The sequence below is a fragment of the Bacillota bacterium genome (genome assembly GCA_013178415.1).
Classification (GTDB): domain Bacteria; phylum Bacillota; class SHA-98; order Ch115; family Ch115; genus Ch115.
Genome location: JABLXA010000034.1, coordinates 1 through 20,328, shown reverse-complemented (window position 1 = coordinate 20,328; position 20,328 = coordinate 1). Strand labels below are relative to the sequence as shown.

The 20,328-nt window shown below is 51.5% G+C and carries 17 protein-coding genes; 8 read left to right on the top strand and 9 right to left on the bottom strand.

Annotated features, from left to right (window positions below; translation table 11 throughout):
- The first annotated feature begins 150 nt into the window (after positions 1-150).
- The 6 genes from HPY52_16070 (at position 151) to HPY52_16045 (ending at position 5,534) form a co-directional block, all read left to right on the top strand.
- Complete coding sequence (locus HPY52_16070) at positions 151-747, top strand: GntR family transcriptional regulator (protein ID NPV81749.1); 597 nt, start codon at positions 151-153, stop codon at positions 745-747.
- A 3-nt stretch (positions 748-750) separates the two neighbouring features.
- Positions 751-1,836: a hypothetical protein gene (locus HPY52_16065; GenBank protein ID NPV81748.1), complete on the top strand. Its 1,086-nt coding sequence runs from the start codon at positions 751-753 to the stop codon at positions 1,834-1,836.
- Entirely contained in the window at positions 1,833-2,579 is a 747-nt protein-coding gene (locus HPY52_16060) for a sugar isomerase domain-containing protein (protein ID NPV81747.1), read from the top strand. The genes HPY52_16065 and HPY52_16060 overlap by 4 nt, the downstream gene beginning before the upstream one ends.
- Before the next feature lie 24 nt (positions 2,580-2,603).
- A complete protein-coding gene (locus HPY52_16055; protein ID NPV81746.1) occupies positions 2,604-3,344 on the top strand; it encodes an SIS domain-containing protein in 741 nt (246 codons plus the stop codon).
- A gap of 81 nt (positions 3,345-3,425) precedes the next feature.
- Complete coding sequence (locus tag HPY52_16050; GenBank protein NPV81745.1) at positions 3,426-4,670, top strand: mechanosensitive ion channel; 1,245 nt, start codon at positions 3,426-3,428, stop codon at positions 4,668-4,670.
- Positions 4,671-4,784: 114 nt separating this feature from the next.
- Positions 4,785-5,534, top strand: coding sequence for a TIM barrel protein (locus HPY52_16045; GenBank protein ID NPV81744.1), 750 nt, complete (start codon positions 4,785-4,787; stop codon positions 5,532-5,534).
- A 198-nt stretch (positions 5,535-5,732) separates the two neighbouring features.
- Here HPY52_16045 and HPY52_16040 read toward each other — a convergent pair whose 3' ends face one another.
- Both HPY52_16040 and HPY52_16035 read right to left on the bottom strand, forming a co-directional pair.
- Positions 5,733-8,033 (bottom strand): beta-glucosidase, encoded by a 2,301-nt coding sequence (locus HPY52_16040; GenBank protein NPV81743.1) that lies wholly within the window; start codon positions 8,031-8,033, stop codon positions 5,733-5,735.
- A 56-nt stretch (positions 8,034-8,089) separates the two neighbouring features.
- Positions 8,090-8,245, bottom strand: a complete 156-nt coding sequence (locus HPY52_16035) for a hypothetical protein (protein ID NPV81742.1) — start codon at positions 8,243-8,245, stop codon at positions 8,090-8,092.
- A gap of 175 nt (positions 8,246-8,420) precedes the next feature.
- On the opposite strand from HPY52_16035, the gene HPY52_16030 reads away from it, so the two are divergent.
- Positions 8,421-9,293: a DegV family protein gene (locus HPY52_16030; protein NPV81741.1), complete on the top strand. Its 873-nt coding sequence runs from the start codon at positions 8,421-8,423 to the stop codon at positions 9,291-9,293.
- Here the strand turns inward: HPY52_16030 and HPY52_16025 are convergent.
- The 6 genes from HPY52_16025 to HPY52_16000 all read right to left on the bottom strand — a co-directional run bounded on the left by HPY52_16025 (position 9,285) and on the right by HPY52_16000 (position 14,878).
- Positions 9,285-9,659: a hypothetical protein gene (locus HPY52_16025; protein NPV81740.1), complete on the bottom strand. Its 375-nt coding sequence runs from the start codon at positions 9,657-9,659 to the stop codon at positions 9,285-9,287. The two genes, HPY52_16030 and HPY52_16025, sit on opposite strands and share 9 nt — an antisense overlap.
- 328 nt (positions 9,660-9,987) lie before the next feature.
- On the bottom strand, positions 9,988-10,755 hold the full coding sequence (locus HPY52_16020; GenBank protein NPV81739.1) for an HAD-IA family hydrolase: 768 nt from the start codon (positions 10,753-10,755) through the stop codon (positions 9,988-9,990).
- A gap of 340 nt (positions 10,756-11,095) precedes the next feature.
- The gene (locus tag HPY52_16015) at positions 11,096-12,496 is read right to left on the bottom strand and encodes an ATP-binding protein (protein ID NPV81738.1); all 1,401 of its coding nucleotides are present in this window, start codon (positions 12,494-12,496) and stop codon (positions 11,096-11,098) included.
- 170 nt (positions 12,497-12,666) lie between these two features.
- The gene (locus HPY52_16010; GenBank protein ID NPV81737.1) at positions 12,667-13,143 is read right to left on the bottom strand and encodes a hypothetical protein; all 477 of its coding nucleotides are present in this window, start codon (positions 13,141-13,143) and stop codon (positions 12,667-12,669) included.
- Complete coding sequence (locus tag HPY52_16005; GenBank protein ID NPV81736.1) at positions 13,103-14,038, bottom strand: carbohydrate kinase family protein; 936 nt, start codon at positions 14,036-14,038, stop codon at positions 13,103-13,105. The genes HPY52_16010 and HPY52_16005 overlap by 41 nt, the downstream gene beginning before the upstream one ends.
- Before the next feature lie 165 nt (positions 14,039-14,203).
- Positions 14,204-14,878 (bottom strand): D-lyxose/D-mannose family sugar isomerase, encoded by a 675-nt coding sequence (locus HPY52_16000; GenBank protein NPV81735.1) that lies wholly within the window; start codon positions 14,876-14,878, stop codon positions 14,204-14,206.
- 507 nt (positions 14,879-15,385) lie between these two features.
- Between HPY52_16000 and HPY52_15995 the strand changes: the two genes are divergently transcribed.
- Positions 15,386-17,323, top strand: a complete 1,938-nt coding sequence (locus HPY52_15995) for a HAMP domain-containing protein (protein ID NPV81734.1) — start codon at positions 15,386-15,388, stop codon at positions 17,321-17,323.
- A 50-nt stretch (positions 17,324-17,373) separates the two neighbouring features.
- On the opposite strand, the gene HPY52_15990 is transcribed toward HPY52_15995, so the two are convergent.
- Positions 17,374-19,749, bottom strand: coding sequence for an EAL domain-containing protein (locus HPY52_15990; GenBank protein NPV81733.1), 2,376 nt, complete (start codon positions 19,747-19,749; stop codon positions 17,374-17,376).
- Positions 19,750-20,328: the final 579 nt, after the last annotated feature.

Genomic DNA, 20,328 nt, shown 5'->3' with positions numbered 1-20,328 from the left:
AGGCGCTAGGCATATCGCCCCGGATGATCAAGCCGGTGAAGACATGGTCGTAAGATAGTGACGTAATTTGACAAAGAACATAGGTACCGTAAGGGTTCCAGTGCTCTGAGTGCGGAAGTTGGGCTAGCTCGGGATTTCGGGATAAGTCGCATGACGGTAAGACGTTCGCTAATGGAGCTTACGGGTGAAGGAATTCTATATCGTCAGCAAGGGAAGGGTACCTTCGTAGCGGGTCCTAAAATCATACAACACCTTGCTATAATAACAAGTTTCACGCAGGATATGTTGGCTAGGGGGATGAAACCTTCAAGTCGGGTCCTGGAGAAAGGATTCCTTAATGCGCCAAAGGGCCTTGCTGACAAGCTGAAGACAGCTATAGGAGAACCTGTGATCTTCATAGACAGGGTTAGGCTTGCGGACAGCAAACCCATGGCTATCGAGACAGCATATGTTGTCTATCGTCTCTGCCCGACACTCATTGATGACGATTTAGAGGGGAATTCGCTGAATGCACTGATTGAAAGCAAGTATGGCCAGAAATTCGCATATGCCATACAGACCCTCGAAGCAGCTCTTGCTTCGGGAAGGGATGCTCAGTTGTTGACGATAGCAGAGGGTGATCCGGTGCTTCGAATGGAACGAATATACCATTCCATGGATGGGACACCGATCATGTTTGTTGTTTCTACCTACAGGGCAGACAAATACAAATTCACAGTTACTCTGGAGGGAATGCCACCTCGATAACCGATGAAAGTGAGGATGGGTGCGTGCATGGTGGACATAGGGCTTTGTGTAATGGGCCTGGCGGGTGGTGGGACAAATACTACCTGCGCTGTCGTCAACTGTAACGGGGAGGTCCTGGGCTATGGCCGCGGAGGTCCTGCCAACATCAATTTTGTGGAACCGGAGGTCGCTACCCAGTCTTTTAGGCAGGCCATCGGTGAGGCGATATCATCGTTGAAGAACACCATAGGAAGCACCACGGAGAGGGAGCATCCTAGTTTGGCCGCAGTTTGCGTTGCGAGCCCTACCCCACGTGAGATCTGCGTGAATGCGCTAGATGGGCTTGTTTCCACAGACCGTCTTGTCTTTGTCGGTGAGGCCGAGGCTGGTCTTGCAAGTTGCTTGGTTTCAACGTGGGGAATGGTGATCATCGCGGGCACAGGTTCGTTCGCGTGGCTCAAGACGGAGGATGGCAGGACTCATGCGGTGGGGGGCTGGGGGACCCTTATTGGCGACGAAGGAAGTGCTTTTTGGATAGGGCTAGAGGGGCTCAAGGCGGCCGTTAGAGGCTATGACAGGCGTGGCGAGGAAACCGTTCTCACTCAGGTCATCCCCAAATACCTGGGGCTCACTACTATACGTCTATTGACGGATGAATTGTACAGGGGGAAGTTGCAGAGACGAGATCGAATAGCAGGAATCGCCCGTGTCGTGGCGAAAGAGGCATCCAAAGGCGACCGAGTCTCAATAGAGATCTTTCGCCGAGCGGCGCGAGAACTCGCCCTTGCGGCCCTTGCCTGCGCAAAACATTTGGGTGCGGAAGCTGAGTCTTTCCCTTGTGTGCTCTCTGGTGGAGTATTTGAGTCAGGGGACCTCATCTTGAACCCCCTGCGGGAGACTCTCAAAGATTGGCTTCCTGGCGCCACCATCATCCCGGCAAGAGCTGGACAGGTGGTGGGAGCTTGTGCGATAGCCCTTCGTGAAGCTGGGGTGGATGTGGACCAGATCCTTTTGGAGAAATTGCGTGCTGAAATCAAGAACGCTGCGGAAGGAGGCATTGCACTTTCCTGCTCAGCAAAGGGCAGGAATTCGTGCGGCGACCGTTTATGATGGCAAGGAAGTATTTCGAGGTGATTTACCAACTCCTGCGCACACTAGAGGATTCTCAGCAGGAGAGCATTTCCAGGGCAGCAGACTTAATAGCCGATTCGATGGCGCATGGTGGGGTCGTACATATTCATGATACAGGCCATATACTTACCCATGAAGCCGTTGGGCGCGCTGGAGGTCCCCTGTTTGTGGCGCCACTGTCATTCGGTGTCAATGTAGCAAATCCTGTAACCCATCCTCGAGGCAAGAAGCCCCGCAAGACGAGTATTGAGAATCGTCTCCTACTCGTGAGACACGTGCTTGACCTGAGCAACGTAGAGCCGGGCGATGTTCTCATAATCGGATCGGTGAGTGGCACTACCTGTGAGGTCGTAGAGCTGGCTATCGAAGGCAGGAAGCGTGGAGTCAAATGTATTGCCTTTACTACCCTTTCCTACGCGACGGCACCGGGTGTGCAATCTGAACACCCATCCGGACTGTATCTCTATCAGGTCTGTGATGTATGTATCAACCATCCTGGAGAAATCGGCGACGCTGCGCTGGAGGTGCCTGGGCTGGACGCAAAGGTATGTCCCACGTCTGGCATCACAGCTGTTTGCGCATTTTGGGCAGTTATCGGGGAAGCTATGTTGAAACTGACGGAGAGAGGGGTGGTCCCTTCGGTTCTCAGAAAAGTGCACATTGAAGGTGCGGAGGATTTTAACGCTAAAATGAAGGAAAGGTATGAACTGCTCGGATATTAATTATATAAGAAAGGTGGACCTGAATTGCTGGCAGAAAGGTATTTCGATACCGTAGGGAAAGTGCTCGATGAGATTCGCAGGACGCAGATGGATTCCATCCATACTGCGTCACAAATGATCGCTGATTCAATCATCGCCGGTGGGGTGTTGTATGTGTTCGGCGCGAGCCACACAGGAATACTCACGCAGGAACTGGTATACAGAGCCGGCGGACTTATGCTTGTCAACCCTATCTTTGCTCCGGGTTTGTCATTGGATGTAAGACCTGCTCCGATGACCTCAGAGATTGAACGTTTGCCTGGCTACGGCACAGTGATAATTAGGAATACGAGGATCTCTGACAAAGATGTGATCATAGTCGCTTCGGTTTCGGGACGCAACCCTGTGCCCATCGAAATAGCCATGGAGGCAAAGAAACGGGGCGCGAAGGTAATAGTCCTTACATCTATCAGATATTCTAGTTCGGTCTCCTCAAGGCACCCGAGCGGTAAGCGGCTTTTCGAGACTGATGTAGACCTTGTTCTTGATAACTGCGGGGTGCCGGGTGATGCAGCTATAGAAGTGGAAGGCCTCGGTGTCAAGACCGGTCCCACGTCCACTATCGCTGGGTGTGCCATATTGAACGCCATCATCGTGGAGGTAATTGGCAGACTCGTAGAAGCCGGAGTAGAGGTGCCTGTATTCTTGAGCGGGAATCTTGACGAGGGAGACAGACACAATAGGGCCTTTCTAGAGAAATACAGGGAGAAACTTACTTATCTTTAGAGAATAAGACCGGTCCCGGGGACAAGTTCATTTGGTTATCCTCTGAGAAGTGGGATGACCCACAAAGAAGGAGGATCAAGGATGGAGAGCCAAAGGCAGGAGCCCAGGAGAGTTGTATGGATCGGCTTATGGATCGGGATGGTTGCTGCATCCTTGATTGCAGAGCATCTCGGTGTAAAAACCTTCAGCCTTCCATCTGGGCTTACTCTTTTGGAATTCATAGCGCTTCTTGCAGGGATTGCGGCGGCCTATGAAATCTTGGCACTGGCAACGGAGCTCTCCTTTAGGTTCTCATCTAAACCGCCGGTCGAAGGGCTAATGGTGAGCCGGCTCTATCGCCTACTAATGATATTCTGCCTCATCACGGGAGTTGCCTACGGGATCGGAAAACTTGCGTCATTTGGCACGCTTTTCACCCTTTTTGGGGGAATGTTACTAGGCTGGTCTCTCCAGGCGCCGGTAAGCGGTTTCGCGGCCTGGGCACTGGTGTCTTTGATGCGCCCATTCAGACCGGGGGACCGCGTTCAATTTCCAAGTTTAGGTCTGACAGGGGACGTTCAAGACATCGGAGTAATGTATACTATACTAAACCAGGTAGGAGGCACCATCGGGAGTGAGGAGGCTGTTGGGAGGTACATCCTCGTCCCTAATGCAATGCTCTTCAGTCAGGTGGTAATCAATTACACTGTAACTCAAGAGGCGGCATATATGTTGGACGAGGTTGTAATAAGAATCACCTATGACTCTGACTGGGAAACCGCGGAGAGAATTCTGCTTGATGCAGCGGAGGAGGTTACCAAGGATATAATCGAGGCAACTGGAGTCAAGCCTTACATCCGTTCGGACTGGTATGATTATGGCGTTTATCTGAGGTTACGCTATCAGACCAGGGTGAAAGACCGTCCCGAAATTGCCTATCAGATCACCAAGAGAATATTCAACGAGTTTCAGAAGGCTAAATCGGTTGATCTCGCAATCCCATACATCTATTCGTACCGGGTGGGTGTGGGCAGGAAGGCAAGTGAATTCCCCCTTGACAAGGAGATACAGGGTATATGCGAGATTCCCATTGACCTCATTCGATATAAAGGTAGCCAAGTAGACCAACAAGATATCGAGCAGTTGGCGGAGAGTATCGCAACTAGGGGCCTTTTACAGCCAATCGTAGTTGTGCGGCGCCCGCAGGACGGTGCCTATGACATTTTGGCTGGGCACCTGCGGTTTGAAGCATGCAAACATCTGGGCTGGAAAACCATACCGGCCATGGTACGTGAAAACCCCGTGGCAAATCATGAAAAATCCCATAGTTTAGATAAACTTCCATAAGTTCTTGTTGCGGCAGGAAGTCCGAAGTCGGCACCGAATAGATCTGTTGATTGAGGCTGTAGTGATGTTCTAGAACGAGCGGCATTCTTTTCCTAAAGAAAGGTGTGTGAAACAATGAAGATTCCGGTCGGACTTCAGCTTTATTCGCTGCGTGAGGATGCAAAGAAAGATTTTGTGGGCGTGCTCAAAGCAGTGGCCAGCATGGGATATGAGGGAGTGGAATTTGCAGGCTACTGGGGCCTGAGCAGTCAGGAGCTTAAAAAGATCCTTAATGACCTGGGGCTTCGCGCCGTCGGGAGCCATATAGGTTTTGCCGAGCTCCAGAATAATCTGCCATCTGTGCTTGATTTCCTATGTGATCTTGGGGCCAAATTTGTCGTTTGCCCCGGCGCTCCGAGGGAACTGGTGAAGGATGCAGAGGGGTGGAGAAACTTTGCCCGGTCTATGAGCGATATAGGGGAGAAATGCAAGGAGCGCGGGCTCAGGTTGGGTTACCATAATCATGCCTGGGAGATTACCCCTGTTGACGGAAAGTATGCTCTGGACCTGTTTTTTGAAGAGGCCTGCCCTGAAAGCGTTGAAGCGCAGCTTGACCTCGGATGGCTTCTCTACGCTGGGGTAGATCCCGTAGCATATATGAAGAAATATTCCGGCCGTTGTCCACTGGTGCACGTCAAGGATTTCACCAAGGAAAAGAAACAGACCGAGGTTGGGACTGGAGCCCTTGATCTCGATGCGGTAGTTGCTACTGCTCCAGAGGTGGGCGTGGAGTGGTATCTTATTGAGACCGAGGAATACAATATGCCTCCGGTGGAAAGCGTGAAAGTGGGACTATGGAATCTGAAAGCTCATCTTGGCATATGACGCGATATGCGATCAAATAAAGTCGTTCATTCTGCTATGGTATGATGTGCCAGCAGAAGGATGAAAGTGCAGCTGGGCGAGCTTCAAGCTTGAATCAATAGCCACGGATGGGGGCGGTCTCTGTCACTGGAGACCGCCCTATCGTGAATACTCATGGCATTCATGTGGTTCATTCGACTATAACCTCGCACCGATGGCCTAATCAGCGATAACCTGGCAGAAGAAGCACCTTGTGCCGGTTATCTCTCTTTCCTTTCCGACGACCTCAAAACTCCCCGTCAATTTGATATCTTCCGACGAACTGCCAACCATTACCTCAAACATACCTGGTTCCACGACGAGATTCATATCCCTATTATGGAAGGCCAGCTGGTCCATCGAGAGGATGAAGGTAAGAGTCTTCTTCTCACCGGCTTTGAGGTTTATGCGTCTGAAACCCTTTAGCTCTTTTACCGGCCTTGCGAGGCTCGCAATGACATCATGCACGTATAGCTGGACGACTTCATCGCCAGGCCGTTCTCCGGTATTCATGATATCAAAGCTTATATTCACCTTCCCAGCCGGTCCCACTTTATCGGGACTTATCTCGAGATTGCTGTATTCGAATTTCGTATAGCTCAATCCATGGCCAAATGGGAAGAGAGCCTTCGCGCTCGCGAAGACATAGTCTTTCCATGATGACGGCTTGCGACTGTAGTATACAGGGATTTGGCCTGATTGCCCGGGGAATGAGATGGGCAGCCTGCCTGCTGGGTTGTAATCCCCGAAGAGTACACGGGCAACGGCATTTCCACCCTCTTCACCAGGGAGCCATGCTTCGAGGATAGCGGGCACGTTTGCAGCCATCCATTCTATTGAAAGGGGCCTGCCATTTATGAGGACAACTACCACAGGCGTCCCTGTGGCATGTATGGCTCTGATCAGCTCTTCTTGAACTCCCGGAAGACGTAGATCCGCCCGGTCTCGACCTTCACCCGATGTATCATTGGCTGATAGGCCTGACCTTTCACCTACGACAACTATGGCCACTTCGGCCTTTTTCGCTGCCTCTATGGCTTCCGCAAAACCATCGGTGGAATCTCCCGAGATTTCACAACCCTTTGCATAATGGATAGCGGTATCAGAGGAAACCATGCTCTTTATTCCATCTAGAATGCTTACAATCGGCACGGCATCCTTTTCCTTGGATAGATGGGCGGTATAACTGTAATCTCCGAGGAGATTTCTTGTGCTCGCTGCGCTGGGCCCTATTACTGCAATAGACCCGACATTCTTTGAAAGGGGCAATACTCCATTCTCATTTTTGAGAAGAACGATGGATTCACAGGCGGCCTTGAGGGCTATCTCCCGATGTTCAGGAGTGTCAAAGACAACAGGGGCCTTACCAGCATCGACATAAGGGTTTTCAAAAAGCCCAAGGATAAATTTGGCTCGTAGATGCCTTCGTACAGCTTCGTCGATGGTCGCCTCAGATATGAGCCCTTCCCTGACAGCCTCAATGAGAGGTTCACCGTAGTAATTTACGCCCGGTAATTCTATATCAATTCCCGCCTCTAGGGCCATTTTCGCGGCCTCCTTCTTAGATCCGGCAACATGATGGAAGGTCTGGAGCATTTCTATGGCGCCATAGTCAGAGACTACAAACCCCTTGAATCCCCATTTCTCTCTGAGTATATTGGTGAGCAGTTCCTGGGAAGCCGCGCATGGTATTCCATCGATGTCGTGATAGGCATTCATGACGGAGCCAGCACCTGCCTCTTTTACAGCCGCTTCAAAGGGAAGGAGGAAAGTGTCTCGAAGCTCCCTGGGCGGCACGTGGACAGGCGCGCAATTGCGCCCACCTTCGGAGAAACCATGGGCTGCGAAATGCTTGATGGTGGCGATGATGCCGGATCCTGGCCTTTCGCCCTGAAGCCCTTTGATATAAGCGCAACCTACGGTCATAACAAGATATGGATCCTCGCCCAGAGTCTCTTCCACTCTTCCCCATCTTGGGTCCCTGGCCACGTCAAGCACTGGAGATAGCCCCTGGTGAGCCCCGGTGGCTCTCATCTGCTCTCGTATTACAGAGGAGACCTCCTTCACTAATTCAGGATCCCATGCGCTGGCCAGGCCTATGGCCTGCGGGAAGGTCGTGGCAGACATCGCCATAAAGCCGCTCAGGCATTCTTCGTGTATAATGGCCGGGATTCCAAGGCGAGTCTTTTCCACAAGGAACCTCTGAATTTCATTGGCAAGCTCCGCAACTTCATTTGGGGGCAGAGAAGTCGCCCCTGCAATACGCGTTATCTGGCCTATCCCATTCTTGAGAAGCTGGCCAGCCTTTTCAGAGGAAAGTTTCCCGTCCGTCAGGAGATCTCGTGTCCAAACAGACCCCAGTTGCGCAATTTTCTCTTCCAAAGTCATTCTGGAGATCAGATCATCAACGCGCCGCTCCACGGGATATGTTGCATCAAGATAGATGGGCCTCTCGCCATAGCATTTTTCGTCGATCTCCATAACCGCCATCGCTCCTTCCTCAAGGTATGTTGGGTCAAGGTGACGCTCCGCACGGGCTAAAGCCTGGAGGCTTGCGGCGGGCTCCGATGGTCAACAGGCTTCTTGCTATAGCACTTCTCGTAAATCTCCATTGGCGCCACAAAGCCCATCTTCGACATAACCTCCGGTATTCCTCCAGGCTCTCTTTCCCGAATTTCGCCGGGTTTCTGCATATTTGAGAATTCTCCACGTAGCCATGGGAAAACTTGATGTGAACGTTATTGCCTTGATTCATGTGCCGACTAATCATGCCCGGATCTAGACTCCTTATACCTTGGCTTTCAATAAGATTTACCAGATCGTCGGGTCTGGGCAGGATTTTAGGGTTCGTTATAGAATAGGGGAAGTATGAACAACATGGAAAGTGATTCTGCTAAGAAAGAGATCGCGATCGTGACCGACAGCGGCGCGAGCTTGCCACAAGAGATCATTGACGAATACGATATAGCCGTCGCTCCTCTCAAGATACAATTCGGGAACGACACGTATCGTGATGGTATCGATATCACGCGCAAAGAATTCTACGAGAAGCTTAGAGGGCCGGAGGTGCCACACACTTCGCAGCCTGCCCCAGCTGAGTTCATTTCCATCTATCGTAGGCTGCTTCAGCGCATCTCAACTATCATTTCGATTCACATAGCTTCCACAGCCAGTGGGACGTGCCAATGCGCTAACCTTGCAAAAGCGAGTTTCCCTAACGCTGACATCGAGGTGGTAGACTCTTTGTCGTTATCCATGGGGACCGGGCTCATGGTTCTCGCGGCAGCTGAAGCCGTGCGAAACGGGAAAACGAAAGAACAGATCTTGCGCATCCTGGCAGAATTGCGACCTCGCATCATCGGTTACACTGTAGTCAAATCGATCAGGCATCTCCTCAAAAGCGGGCGCATCCACAAAGGCCAGGCGCTCATTGCCTCTCTTCTTTCAATAAAGCCGCTGATCTCTGTGAAGGAAGGAGTCGTGGAGGTCGTCGGTAGGGTCAGGACATACCAGGCTGCCCTGGATAAGCTGGTGGAGCTGGTCAAAGACGCTGCCAAGGATTCTAAGGTGAGGGTCGCAGTTGTCCATGGAGATGCTCTTGACGAGGCAAAGCGCCTTTGTGAACGGCTTGGAGCCACCATTAATTGCAGCGAGATTATCATATCCGATATCGGGGCGACCATTGCAGTCCACGGCGGGCCTGAGATCATCGGGGTTGTATTTCACCCGGTATTATACTGAAAGCTCGCATCCACTTCCAACGGCACAGTTCAGCGGACCGCGATAGTGGGTACGCTGGAACTGTTGGTTGGCAGTGTATTTCCTTTCCGCCGTGAGCTTTCTTCTGTGAATGAGCTTCGCCGGAAAGAACTCGATCAATTCGACGTTTTCCACAGAACCCTCTAGAGTCTCTCCGTGTTCCAGGCAGATATTGATTCCCTCGTGAAGTTGTTCTTCCTCCAGATCCACGGCTATTGTGCAGTGAAAAAGAACGTTCCCAGGTGAATAGGTTGGATCATGTTCGATCCCCCTAGCGCGGAGGATCTCGTAGTGCTCTGCGTGAGCCTGAAGCAGTTCACGAGATAAAACGGCATTGTAGAACAGCACATGTTTACCACCTAGAAACGCTCCAAAAGGGATCAACCTTATTCGTGAACTAGAAAATGGCGTTGCCTCCATGGCTTGAATGAGCGTTTCCGGGTTTCCAGTGGGGAATACCGAGAACGTTAAATGGGGAGGTTCGTCAAACTGACCTGGCGTTTTTCCAACTCCCGCATTCTCGAGTTCGCGCCAAAGTCGTCTGACTTCACCATTAAGAGCGTTATCAAGTGTCAATACAACGGCGTATCACATGTTTCATCTGGATACGCCTGTTAGCCATCCATTTCTGGCTGTAAGACCTGTTATCCGTCGGAAACAGCAGCTCCACCGCTCCCTAAGCCGAACCGGAAACTCCCCTACCTACGCTTTCAATGCCAAGTATCTCTGGCAACTGCGTCAGACTCTCGATGATAGCCCGAACCGGAAACCTGCGGAACCGTTCCGGTGTTGTCACTCCTGTCAAAACCCCAACAAACGAGACCCCGGCCCGCGCAGCAGTCTCTGCATCAACTAGATGATCACCCACGTATACCGTTGCGTCAGGCTGGCATTTGAGATGTTCCATTGCCGCACGCAAGCCACTCGGGTCAGGTTTGTGACGAATGATATCTTCAGCGCCGATGATGGCCGAAAAACACTCCCTGATCCTATCTCGAACCGTGATGTCCTCAATCCGATACCGGAGCTTGTTTGAAACGATCCCTTGCCGGATCCCCTTCTGATAAAACAAGCGAACTACGTCTGGCACTTTAGGAAAAAGATATGTCAGATCCGCCATGACCCGGTCGGCACGGATCTTGAAGTGTTCACTAAACTCGGTTACCAGGGCGGATTCGGGCGTTTGCCCGGTAACGTACTCAAAGGTCGCCGACATTGACAACCCAATGGTCTCTCGAACCCTGTCGGCTGGGGCATTAGGTAGGCCCATGCAGTTGAGAGCGTAGTTTACGCATTCGATCACCCCTCGTGACGAATCCGCAAGGGTGAGGTCAAAGTCGTAAATTATCGCATGGAGTTTCATATCCGATCCTTCTAACGCCGCCCGTTCAATGGGTGGCAACTCCAAAGCCTCGGCCGGTACCTTCCTGCTTTGTTCAGTCATAGCGAACTTCCTAAATCCAGTTCTACCTCTAGTATACCACCGTTGGCGTTCCACGTAACACCACTTTGCAGCAAAGCCTTTCGCCATGGCGAATGCCCGCGCTCACCCACTTTGCGGAGCGCAGTAGAGCAAAGTCGTGTGCAGCACATTGTTGGGCCGCCGCGTCGGGGTAGGGGGGTCAGACGCGCCAAAGAGACCGCGCACCCATGGCATCAATGCTGGGGACCATCGGCTCCAGGGCGCCAGCCAGATAATCGAAAGATCCCCTGCCAGGAGAAACAAATTCCGCGCCGGAGGCGCGGGTTTGCGGACTGGCAAGTCGTAACCTCGTCTCTATTCCCTAAGTTCGCAGGTCGGCGCCAACCAGGAGATCTCTGCCACTGACCAAGGCTACTTTCCTGGACGCCGCCGCCGCTCGCAGATCCGATTGAAAACCGTTGAGAGCGAAAATAGCGAGGCGACTTTGCTCCTGATAGGCCGCCGGTAGCATTTCCACCTTCCTGAGTAATTCCGCCAGGACGCTCAGACCCACCGGCTCTTTGCTCCACTTGCATTCCCCGAAGAGGTAGTGCCCATCTGCCAGGCGTGCTGTCACATCCAGGTCGAAGTCCCTTTCCCAATGCTTCCCGCTTGCCTGGACATGATCCCCCACCAGGGCCGGACCGGCGTAGTGCAGTGCCTCCCGGCAAATGTCTTCAAAGATCAAACCCATATAAGTGGGGAAATAGGGTGCGATAAAGCGGGAATAGACAACGTCCCCTTCGCCCACCTGGATCAAGCTGGCATGGGGTAAGACAAAGCGAAACCAGAAACGCAGATAAGGATCGCGGATGTAGTACCGACCCTTACGGCTCTTCTCCGGCGCTCGCGCCAGGAAGGAAACCTGCCTTTCCACCAGGCCCAACTCCCGCAAAGTATTGAGGTATTTACCAGCCGCCGGGGAATCCAATCCTGCTCGACCCGCAATTTCATTGAGCTTCGTCGCCCCGCCGGCGATGGCCTTGAGGAGACTGGCGTAAACATGAATCTGGCTGAGCTCCATACGCAAAAGCAAATTTGCCTCATCATAGAGATAGGCTTCCACACTCAAAAGCCGCTCGCGGAGATTTGCTGCGAGATCTACCGCAGGGTCGAACTGCCGCAAATAGGCGGGCGTGCCCCCCAGAATACCATAGACAGCTAGCCGATCTTCCAGGGGATAAGCAGGGAAAAAAGCCGTCGCCTCGAAGAAGGGAAGGGGTTGAAGCTGCAGCTGACTGGTGCGTCGACCGAAAAGAGGTGATTTCTCCCCCAGGACCTCTCGTTCCATGAAACTCACGTACGAGCCGCATAGAATCAACATCAACCGGCTTTCCGCGCCGCTCAAATCCCAAAAGCGCTGCAACAGAGAAGGAAGCGCCGGGTTCGCCTCGCAAAGATACTGAAACTCATCCAAAACCACCACCAGCCGGCGTTCCTTCGCCACCCGCCCCAGGTAGGCAAAGGCGTCCTCCCAACCCGGAAAGACGATATTATCCAGAATAGGGTCGGCAAGACTGAGTTGCAAAACCTCCTTGAACTGACGCAAGTTATCCTCTTCTTTCACCTGCGCCGCCAGGAAATAAACGTGGTCCTTGTGCCGACAAAAATGCCGCAGGAGCGCGGTTTTGCCGATGCGTCGCCGACCGTAGAGGATGAATAATTCCGCTTTATCGCTGGCCCAGATTTTTTCCAGGAGCGCCAGTTCCCTTTTTCTTCCCAAGAAATCTATTTCCTCCACCTCCTTTATACCCAAATTTATTATACCATGGATTATAATAATTTATGAGAGGGAAGAAAACAAGCCTCCAGAGATTCTTGCCCAGAAGCGAGATTGGAAGAGAGTGCATAATCTATAATGTCCGCATGGCGAAATACCTTTTCGGACCTTTTTCACAATACGAGCAATGTCATCCACAACGCAAGAGATGGCCATGGTTCTCTGCGCGCAGGCAGATAAAGAGCACCGATGAGCAGCCCTCGCCATATCGATATCAGGGCGACCGTTGGATCCTTTGTGAAAAGGTGCGCCCCACCCCATACGAGCGCCAATCCTATCGCGCCCCAGGGCGCCCGAATCCCGGGGAACCTGTGGTCGCCTGCTATCTGGAACGCGTCGATCATCAGGACCATTGTCAAACCTTCGGTGATATAATACATATACTGCAAGACAGTATTCAGCCACCCAAGGGTGGCACCCCAACGTCCAATGAAGCGATTGAGCGTATGTACGAGCATTCCCGGGGCCTCATCGGAGAAGGCCAGCTTCACAAGAGATCGTATAGATGGCGCTACGACAGCAGCATGATGGTTTATCGGCAGAATCCCTCTATAGCCGCGCCCCTTCAATGAACGCCAGCGTCTCTTCAAGGGTCTTGATTCCCGTAAATGCGCCTGCCTGGGATACGCACATGGCTCCCACTGCGTTGGCGAATATCGTGGTCTGCCTGAGATCCCAGCCTTTGACCAGGCCTGCCAGGAATCCGGCAACAAAGGCATCACCGGCTCCGGTCCCGTCTACAGCCTTTACCTTAAATGCAGGGATGTGACCGACAAAGTCCGGGGAAGATACAAACGAGCCATCAGGCCCGAGTTTGACTGCGACTATTTTGGGCCCCATATTTCTCAGTTTTTTGGCTATGTCAGAGGGCTCCTTCTCATTCGTTAGCATCTTGGCTTCGCTCTCGCTTGTGAATAAGACGTCTGTATAAGGGAGACATGGACCCAAAAGCTCCATCCACCTGCCTCGATCGTCCCAGGCTGTATCAATGCTAGTCTTGATTCCCAGGGATTTGGCCTGCTTTAGAACCTCTGCCGCAGGTTCGCCATCAAAACCTGGCATCAGGAAGAATCCGCCCAGGTGGAAGAATCTCGCGTTCCTTATTACATTCCAGTTGATATCTTCCGGCTTTATTGTGGCATTCGCGCCGGTATAGTGAATGAAAGTGCGTTCCCCGTTTTCAGATACCAACACCATGGTTGACGACGTCTTCGTCCTGTGATCCCTGGTGATTCCTGAGATCTCCACATCACGTTCCTTGAGCTGCGATATTATGAAATCCCCAAAGGCGTCGACGCCAACCTTGCCCATGACCGCTGTATCGATACCGAGCTTCCGGAGCGCGCTTCCTGTATTTGTCGCGCACCCCCCAGTATGAAGCTCCATGTTGTCAACCAGGGCAAGTTTCCCTTCCTCAGGGAGTCGCACGATAGGATAAGCCACAACATCAGCTACCAATATCCCCAGGCAGGCTACTTCTGACATGGTGTTCCCCCCATATGGCTGAATTGGTCGCGATGGAATCTAGATCATTCCCCTGTCCTGCATTGGCCGCGCTTCATACGCAGAGAACCCAAGTGCTCAATTCTTATCCCCCTGATGGCATCCCTGCATATATGCTCATCAAGTCTTTGCATTTACCGAGCCTTTCTAAGGCGCTTTTGGATATTCAGTCGCTAGCAGATAGAGCGGTGGTTCATCTTCTTCAATGGCCGGGAATCTCCCTGCAGGCTCGAGGAACCGATTATCCACCTCATCATCGTTTACCATTGACACCTCACCCAGGAGAACGGTGTCCTTTTCACCCCAGAATTTGTGATATATCCGCTGGGGAAGGGTGATGCTTTCGCCGGGGGTAAGTCTTATGATGCTTCCTGCAGGAACAGTATAACTTCTTCCGTCCTGCAAAACCTGAATAGGCGTATCTGCCAGATTCTCATCCGGGGTGGAGTTATAGAGCTGGACCAGCAGATTGCCACCTCCCCGGTTAATAATGTCCTCCATCTTGTTCCAATGGAAATGGAACGGCGTTATTTGATTCTCTCTGGCGATCAGGATCTTTTCAGCATAGGGTTTCTTATATTTGCTGAGCTTTAGGTTGCCATTCCGCAACGTGAAGAGCAAAAGCCCGACCCTTGGGAAATCGCCGCTTCCGAAATCTGTGATATCCCAGCCAAGCAGGTTATCGCGGATCTCGTCATATTCATGCCCTTTCGTCTTCCATTCCTCTGGGCTCCAATAGGCAAACGGAGGCAGATGGAAATTCATCTTTTTGATGAACTCAATTCCTTCGCAAAGGATCGCATTCAACTCTGAACGTTTCATCGGGCTATATGGCGGCACTATCTTCTACTTGCGAGCAAAAAAGCGCTGGCCACCATAACCTCCTTTCAGATATCCAGGCCCCGGGCGCGAGACTCGCGGATGCCCGGATCTTCGGATACCTAGATTAGTTGCTATATGATTTTCGCGACATACTAATAGTGCTTTATTTCTATACCACTATCTGAAATCCTTTTTCGAGATATCCATACCAAGTGGGATTGCATATTCGCAATGCAGGTGAAAATAGTTGCGCTACATTGGGAGATAACATGAGATGGATGATGCCTTGGGGTGACTGCGGACGCTGGCCTGCGCTCGCGTTCGTAAAGGTTCGATCAAAACTCTCGATTCCATATTGATAAGAGTTGGGTATTCTGCTACCATAAGAGCAAGGAATTTCTATCCAACAATAGAGGCAGAAAGTAGATAGATGTCCGACCATATCCATCATATTGCATCCCACTCAGAAAATGGGCCCGGATGCCAGGGGGGTATTTTCATCTGTCTATGAGAATCAGAACACGCATTACCATAGCTTGCTTTTTTCTTATATTAGCCTTGGTCGCTATAGCCGGGTATGCTTATTTCATAATACGTGGAGTAGAGCTTGCCAGCGAAAAGGCCACTGATTCTCTGGAGGCCGCCATGATGATGGGTGAAAGGGAAAATAACCATCTCGCGTGGGCCGTGCTCCTGTCTGAGTCTATATTGTTAGGTAAACCATTCAGTGGCGAGCTTGACCCGACCCGCTGCGCTCTTGGTAGATGGTATTATGAATATGTGAACTCTGACGACTTCAAGCGTCAATCCCCGGAGATTCAAAAGATTCTCCAGAGGCTCGAACAGCCTCATCGTGAACTCCACCAGTCGGCGGCGAAAATCGCGGCGATTTTGACGGCGACCCTTTCTGGCATTTCGGTGACCCCGGAAAGTGGCGCTGATATGGTGACCTCCGCCACCAAGCCCATTCCTGAGGAAAGCTTTGGCGAGATCAGGAAAATATATGACACAGAGGTCCGAAAGCATCTTGCAGACGTGCGTGCTATTCTGAATGAAGCTCATGATAGCTTATCCAGCGAGGCCATGGCTATAGCTAGCGAGAGCAAACAGCGTGGGCGGGATGCTATCACGGCTATACTCTTGTTTTCCGGCATTGTGGTCTTCATTGCGCTGTTCATAAGCTGGGCTATTCCAAGAACGATCCTCGTTCCTCTGAATCGAGTTGTTGCAATGGCAAAGGATATCTCAGATGGGGCAGGAGATTTGACGAGAAGGCTGCAGGTGGCATCAAAGGATGAACTGGGCGATCTTGCCACGTGGTTTAACAAATTTGTGGGGACCCTGCAGGGAATTATGCGGAATGTAGCTCAGGCAAGCCAGGAGGTCGCCTCTGCAAGTGAGAAGTTTTCCGTGAATGCGAAGGAAGCTGCAGACGCAGTCCAGCAAATATCAGAGACAGTTCAGCAGGTGGCGCTTGGCGCCAATGAACAGAGCAAGGATATCGCCAGTATCGCGGCTGCAATCAATCAGCTGGCCGTAGCCATAAACAGGGTTGCTGACGGGGCGGAATCTCAGGTCAAGAGCCTCAAGATAGCTTCAAATGTGATAGCCGGGATGAAGAAGTCCCTTGACGAGACTATGGGGATCCTAGAGACGGTAGTCTCAGCCACTCAGGAGAATTCCGAGTCGGCCACAAAGGGTGGCGAGGCTATCAAGAATGTGATTGGCAGTATGCAGAGGATCCGGGACATCACGGGTGATGTTGCCCGAAGAATTAGCGAGCTTGATAGTCATTCTCAGGAGATCGGGAGAATTCTCGAAGTCATAGATAATATCGCAGAGCAGACCAATCTCCTGGCGTTGAATGCCGCGGTGGAGGCCGCGAGAGCCGGTGAACATGGCAGGGGTTTTGCAGTGGTTGCCGATGAAGTGAGAAAGCTGGCGGAACGTTCCTCCAGGGAGACCAGGGCTATCACGGATCTTATCGGGAGCGTAAGGCAAGCGACTGAAAACGCCGTAAATACTATTAATTCGGCCACGAAGGAAGTCGAAAAGGGGAGTGTCGTGGCTCAGGAGACAGGCAAGGCTTTTGATAGTATCTTGGCTGCCGCTGCTTCTGCAGAGGAGCTTGTGAAAGATCTTATATCTTCGTCAAAGAGACTGGGAGAAGCAAGTCTTGAAGTTGATAAGGCCATGAATGAGATAGAAAAGATAGTCGAGGAGAATATGGCGGCCACCGAAGAAATGACGGCAAGCATAGAAGAGGTCAGGAAGGCCATGGATAGCACTGCGGCAGTATCCGAGGAAAACGCGGCAGCGTCAGAGGAGGTTTCTTCTTCAACCGAGGAGATGACCACTTCTATTCAGGAGATATCAGCCTCTTCACAGTCTCTTGCCAGGATGGCCAGAGAATTACAGGAAGCTATAGGAAGATTCAAGGTGTAGCATTCGTCATTGTTTTTCGATCCAGGCACGCTGCGCTGGCGCGCCCGAGCTTACCCGGAGCATTGAGTGGCGGCCATCATATGCTTTCCAATTTCGGCGCGCCTGCGTTCCTTGACATAATTGCTCCCTTCGAGGCTCTTCGCATAGGACTTGAGCTCGGCGACGTTCCTGACGAATTGATGGTAAGAAGCCGTTTCACCCGGTTCATTGACGATGATCGCTATTGAAATGCTCATAATAGGGAATTTCATCATATTCCCCTTGCGATCGAAAGTCTCTATATAGCCTTGTTCTCTATGTCCAGGGTCGTAGAGCCAGGGAATCTGTGAGTCGAAACTCTTGATTATTGCTTGCGCTGTCTCTTCATATTGATCATGGGCGGTAATGGCAACGAAATCATCTCCGCCCACATGGCCAATGAAATGATTTGGACCCCCATGCAGTCTCACCGAATCGGAAATGGCCCTGGCAGTCAGCTTTATGACTTCATCACCACGCTCAAAGCCATAGACATCATTAAACGGTTTGAAATTGTCGAGATCGATATACAGAACGGCAAAGCCCTCGCGCTCTGCGAGCCTGGCCTGGATCTCTTCCTCAATTACCGGGTTGCCTGGCAGCCTGGTAAGTGGATTGGCGCACATGGCCGCATCTACCTGCAGTTTGGTAATTGTCACAAGCAATCTCCGGATGGATACTACTCCTTGATAATTCCCATCATTATCCACGACGATCACATGATCATACAGCCTGTTTTCATCCCTTGCCATGGCGACATCTGCTACTTCATTTATCGGGGTTTCCGCTCGCACGATGAGCGGGTTCTTGTCCATCACGACTGTAACAGGACGCCCCATATAGATGGAATAGCCAAACTGACTTCCGAGTCTGTAATAAAGCTTGTCCTTCATGATTAGGCCCACTGGCTTCTCATTTCGGACTACCGCAACTCCCTGGAGCCCGGATTCCTTTTTGAACATCTCGACTACATCCCGGGTCAGGGTATCTGGCTTCGCGCTTGGTGTGCACATGGTGACCTCCAGCACACTTGTCTTCCTTCTTACATTACACGAAGGAGCATTCCTGGGATAAGCTAGTATGATGGATTTCGCCTTTTGGCTCACGGGAGTGAAACCGGGCCCAGGCCGGCCCAGATAATAGCCCTGGCCCAGCTCCACATCCAGGTCAATGATGGCCTTTAGTTCATCTTCACATTCGATGCCTTCGGCAACCACCTTTGCATTGATGCGCTTTGCCAGGATAGATAATGCTTCGATCACGGAGTGGCGCGCTCGATTGAGATGAAGGTTCCGTACCAGCGACATGTCTACCTTGATGTAATCTGGTCTCAGTTCTGCGATGGATTGGAGGCTCGAATATCCCGCCCCTGCATCGTCAATTGCTATTGAATATCCCTGATCCCGATAATGTTTCAACACGGCGAGAAATGTTTCATAGTTCGTGATGCTGCCTCGCTCGGTGACCTCAATTATAATATCGTCAGGGCTCAGCTGCACGGACTCAACCAGTTGGGCCATGGTAACGCCGCTGAATTGAGGATCATAGATTATTTCGGGATGAACGTTGAGGAAGAGCTTCGTCCCGTGGGCAAGCCCTGAAGAAGAGGTTATGGCTGTCTCCCTGCATGCACGTTCCAATTGATATAGCATATCCAGCTCTTCGGCGAGCGAAAAGAGGGCCAGGGGGCTTTCAAAGGGGGTTCCTTCTGGTCCGCGGCTAAGCGCCTCATATCCGAATACCTCACCTGTCTTGAGGGATACCATGGGCTGGAAAACAGTTCTTATTCCGCCGCTGCTAAGGAGCTCTGTCAGAGCCTTTCTCTTTTCCTCCCTTATCGCATCACTATCTTTAGCAAGGGTTTTGGCCCTCTTTATAGCCGAATACACGGCCATCTCTATTCTTGACACATCGTCCGTCTGCACAAGGGCGCACCCGACATGGATGCCGATAGGGTGATCAAGGCTGTAGGATAAATTGTACTCATTGATGTGGTTCTCGAGGAATTCGCGTATCTCGCGAACCTTTGCCGCGAGGAATTCATCCTGGGGGACATCCACTCCGCGAAAGGCGAAGAATAGCACGAAATCATCGCCGCCGAGGGCCCCGATGGTGCAGGATCCATCTTCTCCATCAAGCTTGCGGGTGAGGGAGGTGAACCCATCAGCCAGGCGATGCAACACTTTCTCGGCTGTCCCGGAACCATAGACCACCTCAATCTTGCTGAAATCCACGATATCGATATAGATGGCCGCCACAGTGTAACCCTGGGCAAGGAATTTTGCCAGAGATTCGTAGACAGCTGATAACTGGGGGAAATGTATTCCTCCTCTTATTCCTCTTATGAAGTTATATAGGGTGCCTAATGCTGAAGAAACACCAGAAGTAACCGCACGCATGTTGTCCACCGGCTTTCAATACGGCTGATTTTCACGGCCAAGATCTCTGCCGCTCCGACTCTGGCGCAGGATGCCCAGAAAATAACCCGCCTGTCGAAGGCATTTTTCATTCCTCTAATGGTACTGCCGTTGTGGCTGGGCGTCTGCCAGAAGATAGGCTCGAAAGATAATGAGAATCAGCAGCGCCCATAAATGACCAATTTTAAGGTCGGATAACTGCCACTTCCCCGCCAGGATATTCACATACTCATGGCACGGTACTGATACTATCCATATCGTAAATGGCAGAAATTACCCATTTATGACGTTTTCATTGAAAATTCGTTAAGAATTGCGAAATAGGCATGATCATGACATCGAATCCCCCGGCGCGGTAGCCCCTTGCTTTAGCTATGGGGAGGAGCACGGTAAGTGCGTGTAAAATTTAATGGGGCAGGAAACCGGGGTCTTGATGGAGAAACATAGAGACCTCGAACTTCCCTCGACGGAGGTTGAGGTCTCTATGCCAGCAAGCACCGGTTCAACAACCAGCCTTGAGGCAATTTTAAGTATATTGGATGGCGCCCGCGATTTCAAGACCCTTGAGCA

Coding starts and splice junctions, on each gene's coding strand:
- HPY52_16070 (NPV81749.1), top strand. CDS start 151: ATGACGGTAAGACGTTCGCTAATGGAGCTTACGGGTGAAGGAATTCTA.
- HPY52_16065 (NPV81748.1), top strand. CDS start 751: ATGAAAGTGAGGATGGGTGCGTGCATGGTGGACATAGGGCTTTGTGTA.
- HPY52_16060 (NPV81747.1), top strand. CDS start 1,833: ATGATGGCAAGGAAGTATTTCGAGGTGATTTACCAACTCCTGCGCACA.
- HPY52_16050 (NPV81745.1), top strand. CDS start 3,426: ATGGAGAGCCAAAGGCAGGAGCCCAGGAGAGTTGTATGGATCGGCTTA.
- HPY52_16045 (NPV81744.1), top strand. CDS start 4,785: ATGAAGATTCCGGTCGGACTTCAGCTTTATTCGCTGCGTGAGGATGCA.
- HPY52_16040 (NPV81743.1), bottom strand. CDS start 8,033: ATGGAGATCGACGAAAAATGCTATGGCGAGAGGCCCATCTATCTTGAT.
- HPY52_16035 (NPV81742.1), bottom strand. CDS start 8,245: ATGCAGAAACCCGGCGAAATTCGGGAAAGAGAGCCTGGAGGAATACCG.
- HPY52_16030 (NPV81741.1), top strand. CDS start 8,421: ATGAACAACATGGAAAGTGATTCTGCTAAGAAAGAGATCGCGATCGTG.
- HPY52_16020 (NPV81739.1), bottom strand. CDS start 10,755: ATGACTGAACAAAGCAGGAAGGTACCGGCCGAGGCTTTGGAGTTGCCA.
- HPY52_16005 (NPV81736.1), bottom strand. CDS start 14,038: ATGTCAGAAGTAGCCTGCCTGGGGATATTGGTAGCTGATGTTGTGGCT.
- HPY52_16000 (NPV81735.1), bottom strand. CDS start 14,878: ATGAAACGTTCAGAGTTGAATGCGATCCTTTGCGAAGGAATTGAGTTC.
- HPY52_15995 (NPV81734.1), top strand. CDS start 15,386: ATGAGAATCAGAACACGCATTACCATAGCTTGCTTTTTTCTTATATTA.